Consider the following 8,060-nt stretch of genomic DNA (forward strand, 5'->3'; position numbering starts at 1 on the left):
CCTCCGTCACACCGCCCGCGACCACCTACGGCCCCTCACAGCCCTCGGGCTGGCATGACGAACCCGGACACAAAACCACTTCTCAAAGACCCTGGGGCGCCGCCCAGTCCGCACGCAAAAAATCGGCATGGGGGCTCACGTCCGGCACCGCATGGCTCAACAACAGTCGCTTAGCTCACAGCTGTCTTGGTGGCTGGTGGGAACTTGCCCCGCATCGTCACGGCCTGAAGCTGCACTGCACCCCGCAAGGTGGCCCGCACCATACGAGCCAACGACAAGCGGCCCGGTGCTGGCCGAGTCCGAAGACTCGCCAGCACCGGGCTGCCCGCATCCGCCAAACTGACCGCAGTTACTCCGTTGCGATGGCGTTCAGTACGTTCATCCTGGCCGCCCTGAACGCGGGTACCAGCGCGGCGAACAGGCCCACGAAAGCCGAGCCGATGAAGACTCCAATAATCGTCAACCAGGGGATGTCGAGGACCTTCATTCCTTGCAGGGCGAGGAGCTTATGGGCGGTGGCGCCCCAGCCCATGCCGAGGCCGAGGTCGAGGCCGAGGCCGAGGCCGAGGAGGGCGCCGAAGAGGGCGATGACGACGGACTCCAGGCGGATCATGCGGCGCAGCTGGCGGCGGGAGAGGCCGATGGCGCGCATCAGGCCGATCTCCCTGGTCCGCTCGACCACCGACAGGGCCAGGGTGTTCACCACGCCGAGGACCGCCACGATGATCGCCAGGGCGAGCAGGCCGTAGACCATGTTGAGGAGCTGGCTGACCTGGTCCTTCATCTTCTGTTTGTAGTCGGTCTGGTCGCGGCGCACGCGGTGATGCGGACCGCGCGTCCGGGCATGCGCCGCGCGAAGGCGTCGCCCATGGTGAACCGGCCCGCGTTGCGCAGCGGTTCGGCCAGCAGGAACATCAGCAGCATCAGGGACAGGGCGGTGCTCAGGGCGAGGACGACGCCGTCGTACCCGGCGAGCGCGATGACGCCGCCGGTGCCGAGGACGGTCGCCGCGGAGATGTAGTCCCCGGCGATGGCGAGGCCGTTGCGCATGGGGGAGAGCGACCCGTACCCGGTGTAGAACTCGTCGATGTCGTCGCGGTCGGGGCCCGTCATCACGCACAGCAGCAGCGTGATGGTGGCGACGGCCGTGAAGGCCACCAGGGACATGGCCTGCGCGGAACTGCTGAACCCGGTCACCGCGACTCCTCCCGTCTGACGTCCAGCGCGGACTGTCTGCGGATCCGGTCGGCGATCGGGTCGACGCGCCGGCGGGCCGTGTACTCGTACACCCCGATCGCCAGGCAGGTGACCGGGACTTGGAGCCCTCCCAGCAGCAGGCCGACGGACAGGCCGCCGGAGACGCTCCGTGTCATGAGGGAGGGGACGAACGCGGAGAGCAGGAGGAACAGCACGAAGTAGCCGAGCGCCGTGAGGGTGGCCACGCGGCGCTGCCAGCGGTAGGCGCTGCGCAGCAGGCGGATGTCGCTGTGCTGCCCCAGCGCGTGGTGGCGCGGCCGGCGTGCCCGCGCGGGCGGGGCGGGCGGCGGCTCCCAGGGGTAAGTGGCGTACGAAGGTGAGGAGTTGTACGGGAACTGCTGGTTCGGTTGGTACTCGGGGGACGAGAACGCGTCTGGCATCCCGTTTCTCCTTGCGCGGCTCGGGCCCTTGCGGACCGCAGGGAGCGGGGGGGGGGTGAGCGAGGCACGCTACTCGCAGGTATCCGGCGCGCGCGGCACTTTCCGCAAACTGAGCGGTCGGTACGCGCTTACTTCGATGACCTGCGGTGTTACCCGCGTTAACCCCACCGTCCAGGCGTCCGCCCAAGGGCCGTCCCGGGGTCAGCTCCCCTGGTTCTCCAATACGGAGAACCGGCGCGGCGCCAGCACGAGCAGGACCACGAAGGCGAGGACCGCAGCACCGGCCGCGCCCAGGTAGACGGCGTGCACGGCGGCGGCGACCGCCCTGCTCAGGTGGCCGTCAGCACGGCCGGAGTCCAGCGCGCGGGTCACCGGGTCGAGGTCACCCGCCCCGCCGAGGCGGGCCGCGAGCACCCCGTTGGCGACCGCGCCGAACAGGGCCGCGCCGACCGTCTGCCCGCTCTGGCGGCAGAACAGCACGGAGGCGGTGGCCGTGCCGCGCTCCTCCCAGCCGACGGTGGACTGGACCCCGATGATCAGCGGGAGCTGGAAGAGGCCGAGCGCGCCGCCGAGGAGCAGCATCAGCAGGGCCGGCTGCCACGGTTCGCCCGGGTAGGGGAGGAAGGGGAACGCGAGCAGCAGGAGCGCGGCGACGCCGATCCCGAGCATCGCGGTGTCGCGGAAGCCGATCCGCCGGTACACGTGCTGGCTGAGCGCCGCCGACACCGGCCAGCTCAACGACCACACCGACAGCACGAATCCGGCGGCCACCGGCGCCAGACCGAGCACCGCCTGCGCGTACGTCGGCAGGAACACGGTCGGCGCGACCATGAGCAGCCCGAGCGCGCCGAGCGCCAGGTTGACCGCGGCGATGGTCCGGCGCCGCCACACCCAGCCCGGGATGATCGGCTCGGCCGCCCGCCGCTCCACCAGGACGACGACCGCGACGAGGGCCAGTCCCGTGCCGAACAGGGCGAGGGACGGCGCCGACAGCCACGCCCACGCGACCCCGCCCTGCACCAGCGCCGTCAGCAGGACGCCGCCGCAGGCGAAGACGGCGAGCGCGCCCGCCCAGTCGATCCGCGGCCGCTCCCGGCGGGCGACGCGCTCGGGCTCGTGGAGGTGACGGACGATCAGCCACAGGGCGAGCGCGCCGATCGGCAGATTGATCAGGAAGATCCAGCGTCAGTCCGCGTACGCCGCGAGGAGCCCGCCCAGCGCGGGGCCCGCGACCGCCGACGTCGCCCACACCGTGGACAGCCTGGCCTGGATCTTCGGGCGCTCCTTCAGCGGGTACAGGTCGGCGGCGAGCGTCTGGACGGTGCCCTGGAGCGCGCCGCCGCCGAGCCCCTGCACGACGCGGAACGCGATGAGCGCGGCCATGTTCCACGCGGCGGCGCAGAGCAGGGAGCCGGCGAGGAACAGGACGGCGCCCGCGACCAGCACCGGCTTGCGGCCGAAGGTGTCGGAGAGCTTGCCGTACACCGGCAGGGTGACGGTGACCGCCAGCAGGTAGCCCGAGAACAGCCACGAGAAGACGGAGAAGCCGCCGAGGTCGCCGACGATCTGCGGCACGGCGGTCGACACGATCGTGGAGTCGAGCGCCGCGAGCGCCATGGCGAGCATGAGAGCGGCGACCACGGCCCGCCGCCGGCGGGCCTCCGCCCGTCCGTCCGCCACTGCGCCGGCTCGCGCCTGCGATGTGTCCGTCTCCCCCTGGCCCACCGGATTCCTTCCCCCTGCATCTATCGGCCCCCGACACCCTCTCATCCGGCCGCCCCGCGGCGGGAGGGTGGAAGCCGGAAGGGCCCGCAGGACGGCGACGGCCGACAGGGCCATGCGTCCCTTGTGCGCGAGGAAGTTGCGCATCGAGGTCTTGACGACGGTCATGACGTCCGTCCCCGGGCGTCGAAGTCCTTCATGCGGTCCAGCACGGCTTCGGCGGTGGGCCGGTGCATCTCGTCGACGATGCGGCCGTCGGCCAGGTACAGCACGCGGTCCGCGTACGAGGCGGCCACCGGGTCGTGGGTGACCATCACGATGGTCTGGCCGAGCTCGTCGACGGAGCGGCGCAGAAAGCCCAGGACCTCGGCGCCCGCACGGGAGTCGAGGTTTCCGGTCGGCTCGTCCCCGAAGATGATCTCGGGCCGGGCGGCGAGGGCGCGGGCCACCGCGACGCGCTGCTGCTGGCCGCCGGAGAGCTGGGTGGGCCGGTGTCTGAGGCGGTCGGCGAGGCCGACCGTCTCGACGACCTGGTCGAGCCATCCCTTGTCGGGCTTGCGGCCCGCGATGTCCATCGGCAGCGTGATGTTCTCTATCGCGTTCAGCGTCGGCAGCAGGTTGAACGCCTGGAAGATGAAGCCGATCCGGTCCCGGCGCAGCTGGGTGAGCTTCTTGTCCTTGAGGCCGGTGATCTCCGTCTCGTCCAGGAAGATCTGCCCGGAGGTGACGGTATCGAGGCCGGCGAGGCAGTGCATCAGCGTGGACTTACCGGACCCCGAGGGGCCCATGATCGCGGTGAATCGACCCCGTGCGATGTCTACGTCGACATGGTCCAGGGCGACCACGCGGGCCTCTCCGGACCCGTACGCCTTCACGACCTGCCGCGCTCGCGCCGCGACGGCCGTACGCCCTCCAATGCCCCCGTGCCTGGGAAAAGTTACAGGTGATGTCATGCCATGTCTCCTAAATAGATCATCGGGAAGGCGGTGATGAGACGATGGGATGTGGTTGCTTGTGCACGGTGGCGACGTCTTGACAGTCGGGCCCCGCGAGCGGGGTCGGTGGAGTGGTAGCCCAAGACCCCGGCCATCGACGCGCGCTTCCAGTTCAACCGGTGCCGCAGGAGCGGAGTCCGCCGCCTCGGGGCGAATAGGTGCGGCGGATCTGAGGGAGCAGGGAGCGCCTGATTCGTCGAGGAAGACGATCCAGGCACGTGTGTTCGCGGCCCTTTTTGATGCGCGGCCACTCGTGCGCGATCCATCGGGCGATCTCCGACTCGTCCCGCTCGACCGTCCGCCGCTCGGGCCGTTGCAGGCTCCATCCGAGCCGGCCGGTCAGCAGCCGCCACACCGACGCCCTCGACAACACCACCCCTGTTGCCCGGGTGACGACCACATCGACTCGTTTCAGGGTCCACAGGTCGGCCTCGAAACCATGAGCCTGGGCACCTTGCTCCAACGCGGCCCGGACCATCTCGACCTGGGTGTCGTCCAGCTTGGGTGGGCGTCCGGTGGCTGCCCGTCTCCGCAGGCCCGAAGCACCGTCTTGCTCCCACACCCGCCGCCAACGCCGCACACTCTCGGCACACACCCCCACCGCCCTCGCGATCTCCGCATTCGAAACGCCGCCCTCGAACAACTCGACTGCCCGGACACGACGCGCCTCCGCCAACTGAGGCCGCGACAACGGAGGAAGGGAAGAACCGGCAACCGAAGAGGAAGGTTGATATGCCACCCCGACGCCCTCCCACCCACACGGCCACCACACCCACCGAACTTACGAAAAGATCAGTAGCAGCCTTGGGGGCGGGCCACAGACCTTCCCGTTGCAAGCAGCCCGCAAGCCCAGCCCGAGTTGGACCCGCCCGCAACGGATACTCGCAGTTCTGGCTCGGGCGGCCCAGCTGCGACGTGCGTGTGGACGCTCCGGTGCCTTCCCGGAGCGAACGGATCCTCCGAGCGGCCGCACCGGGGGTGGTAGTGCCTGTGCTACCCCAAGTCGGCAGTGTCCGGGATAGAGGTGAGACGGGGACCAGGGCAGCCTGGTGGGTGTCAGCAGGAACCATCCACCGGAAGGTCTATTCAGTGTCCCCACACCATGCTTCCAGATCTCGTTTGCGTTGGCGCTCGGCTATCGCGGTTTCCGCGATAGCAGCTATCGGTGGAGCCGTGGCCGTTGGGCTGCCCTCAGTGCATGCTGATGAGCTCGCAGGCAGGTCCAGTGCGACGGTCCAGAGGAGCCTGGACGAACTTGTGCGCGACAACGGTTTTCCCGCCGCGCTCGCCTCGGTGCGCGATGCGAAGGGGCATACCCGGAACTACACCGCAGGGGCGGGGGAGCTGAACAGGCCCGAGTCCAGGGTCCCGACCGACGGCCAGGTGCGGATCGGGAGTACCGCCAAGTTGTACACAGCCACCGTCGTTCTGCAGCTGGTAGGAGAGGGCAAGATCGGCCTGGACACGCCGGTGGAAACTTATCTACCGAAGCTGGTGCGCGGTGAGGGGATCGACGGCCGGAACATCACCGTGCGGCAGCTCCTCCAGCACACCAGCGGACTTCCCGACTACACGGACTACATGCCGAAGTTCTCCGAGTGGCACCACACCTTCGTCGACGACTACGACCTGCTTGACATCGCATTCCGTCAGAAGGCGTCCTTTAATCCGGGGGAAGACTGGCGGTACAGCAACACCAACTACACCCTGGCCGGTCTGATCGTGCAGAAGGTCACCGGCCGCCCCATCGGTGAGGAGATCACCCAGCGGATCATCAAACGTCTGGGCCTGCATCACACCTACTGGACCGATGAGGGCGAGATGAGCATCCGGGAACGTCACCCGCACGGGTACGCTTTCGACACACCCGGCGGGCCGCTGATGGACGCTACAGAGGTGGACATGTCCTGGGCTGGGGCTGCAGGGCAGCTTGTCGCCCGTCCCAGTGATGTCAACCGATTTCTTACCGCACTGGTGAAGGGCCAACTGCTCCAGCGTGCCCAGCTCCAGCAGATGCGGACCACCGTCGAGACCAAGGGATTGCCCAACGGTTGGCGCTACGGGCTGGGCATCATGGAGATGCCGCTGAGCTGCGGCGGTGTCGCCTGGGGCCACGGCGGCGACTTCGACGGTTACGAGAATCGCAACGGCCTGACAGACGAGGGCAAGTCCGCCGTCGTCGCCGTCACCGCCATGCCCTCCACCCTCAAGGCTGCCGAAGCTGTTAACGCCGCGCTCGACACCGCCCTGTGCACCCGCTGAGCCATCCCCCCTGCATTCACTGTCCGTAAGGAGAACAAGCATGTTGAACCGTCGCACGCTGACCGCCCTGGGCGGGGTCGTCGCTACTCTCGCCCTGTCCGTGCCCGCCGCCAATGCGCTCACCAACAACATCGCCACGACCGACACTGCCCTCACTCACAGCCAGAATGCCTCCAAGGGCCGTCCCGACGGCGCCGTCCGCACCACCCTGAAGGACCTGGTCAAGAAGGACGACTTCCCTGGCGCACTGGCCTCCCTGAAAGACCCTGGCGGCCGCGTCCGCAACTACACCGCCGGAGTCGGCAATCTGGAAACCAAGTCGAAGGTTCCTGTCGACGGGCAGGTGCGCATTGCCAGCAACACCAAGATGTTCACCGCGACCGTTGTCCTGCAACTCGTCGGCGAGGGCAAGATCAGCCTCGACGCCCCCATCGAGAACTACCTGCCCGGCCTCGTCCGCGGCGACGGCATCGACGGCCGGAACATCACCGTGCGGCAGTTGCTCCAGCACACCAGCGGACTGCCCGACTACGACGAGGAGATCGTCACCGACTACGTCGCCAAGCAGCAGCACCGCTACTTCGAACCCCGTGAGGTCCTCGAAATCGCCTTGAAGAAGAAGGCGCTGGATGCGCCGGGCGTCAGCTGGAGCTACAGCAACACCAACTACATCCTGGCTGGTCTCCTCGTGCAGAAGGTCACGGGCCGGCCCATCGGCGAGGAGATCACTAACCGCATCATCAAACCTCTCAACCTGCGTCACACCTACTGGCCCGGTGTCGGCGATCAAACCATCAAGGGCCTCCATGCTCACGGCTACTTCGCCACCGAACCTAACGCGCCCTATGCCGACGTGACCACCCAGGACCCCTCCGCCAGCTGGGCAGCTGGTCAGCTCATCGGTACTCCGAGCGACCTCAATCACTTCCTCACCGCCCTCCTCGACGGCAAGCTCCTCAAGCCGGCGCAGCTGAAGGAAATGAAGACCACCGTCAACGCGCCCGACCTCGACACCGTCGGCGACGGTCACTACGGCCTCGGCCTTGCCACCTTCAAACTCAGCTGCGGCGGCTACGCCTGGACCCACGGTGGTAACGCCGTCGGCTACACGACCCGCAACGCCGTCACCAAGGACGGCCGAGCAGCCACCATCGCGGTCACCGCGCTCCCCACCACCCTCGCTGCCGCGGAGCACATCGAATCTGCCCTCGATACCGCATTGTGCACGCGCTGATACGACCCGTCGCAGTGCAAACCTCACTGCCCATACAACACCACCACGAAAGGCATGGCGCATCGGTGATGATGGCCAACCGCTACGGCGCTCCATCCGACACCCTCAGCGTGCAGTGAACCGTTCCGGGTTCGGTAGAGATCTCAGTTGTTGGGTGTGACCTGGGGTTTCGTGGTTGCGAGGTAGTGGGTGGTCTCGTATTCGACGGGC

5 protein-coding genes and 3 pseudogenes are annotated in these 8,060 nt (G+C 68.1%); 2 read left to right on the forward strand and 6 right to left on the reverse strand.

The features are described from left to right. Positions 1-349: 349 nt before the first annotated feature. The 6 genes and pseudogenes from ACH4VX_RS35385 to ACH4VX_RS35410 form a co-directional block, all read right to left on the reverse strand. Positions 350-811, reverse strand: a pseudogene (locus ACH4VX_RS35385) (ABC transporter permease); the annotation flags it as partial. Continuing rightward, a pseudogene (locus ACH4VX_RS35390) lies at positions 805-1,197 on the reverse strand (cation acetate symporter); the annotation flags it as partial. The pseudogenes ACH4VX_RS35385 and ACH4VX_RS35390, both read right to left, overlap by 7 nt. Further along, complete coding sequence (locus tag ACH4VX_RS35395; protein ID WP_398373419.1) at positions 1,194-1,637, reverse strand: DUF485 domain-containing protein; 444 nt, start codon at positions 1,635-1,637, stop codon at positions 1,194-1,196. The pseudogene ACH4VX_RS35390 and the gene ACH4VX_RS35395, both read right to left, overlap by 4 nt. Positions 1,638-1,838: 201 nt before the next feature. Then, a pseudogene (locus tag ACH4VX_RS35400) lies at positions 1,839-3,407 on the reverse strand (MFS transporter). Positions 3,408-3,523: 116 nt separating this feature from the next. Then, positions 3,524-4,312, reverse strand: a complete 789-nt coding sequence (locus ACH4VX_RS35405) for an ABC transporter ATP-binding protein (protein WP_398373421.1) — start codon at positions 4,310-4,312, stop codon at positions 3,524-3,526. A 154-nt stretch (positions 4,313-4,466) separates the two neighbouring features. After that, on the reverse strand, positions 4,467-4,997 hold the full coding sequence (locus ACH4VX_RS35410; RefSeq protein ID WP_398373423.1) for a winged helix-turn-helix domain-containing protein: 531 nt from the start codon (positions 4,995-4,997) through the stop codon (positions 4,467-4,469). Between the two features lie 476 nt (positions 4,998-5,473). On the opposite strand from ACH4VX_RS35410, the gene ACH4VX_RS35415 reads away from it, so the two are divergent. Together ACH4VX_RS35415 and ACH4VX_RS35420 are read left to right on the forward strand one after the other, a co-directional pair. Continuing rightward, entirely contained in the window at positions 5,474-6,616 is a 1,143-nt protein-coding gene (locus tag ACH4VX_RS35415) for a serine hydrolase domain-containing protein (RefSeq protein WP_398373427.1), read from the forward strand. A gap of 40 nt (positions 6,617-6,656) precedes the next feature. Next, positions 6,657-7,850 (forward strand): serine hydrolase domain-containing protein, encoded by a 1,194-nt coding sequence (locus tag ACH4VX_RS35420; RefSeq protein WP_398373425.1) that lies wholly within the window; start codon positions 6,657-6,659, stop codon positions 7,848-7,850. The last annotated feature ends 210 nt before the right edge of the window (positions 7,851-8,060 follow it).

The organism is Streptomyces sp. NPDC020731 (assembly GCF_044334705.1).
Lineage (GTDB): Bacteria > Actinomycetota > Actinomycetes > Streptomycetales > Streptomycetaceae > Streptomyces.

Coding starts and splice junctions, on each gene's coding strand:
- ACH4VX_RS35420 (WP_398373425.1), top strand. CDS start 6,657: ATGTTGAACCGTCGCACGCTGACCGCCCTGGGCGGGGTCGTCGCTACT.
- ACH4VX_RS35405 (WP_398373421.1), bottom strand. CDS start 4,312: ATGACATCACCTGTAACTTTTCCCAGGCACGGGGGCATTGGAGGGCGT.
- ACH4VX_RS35395 (WP_398373419.1), bottom strand. CDS start 1,637: ATGCCAGACGCGTTCTCGTCCCCCGAGTACCAACCGAACCAGCAGTTC.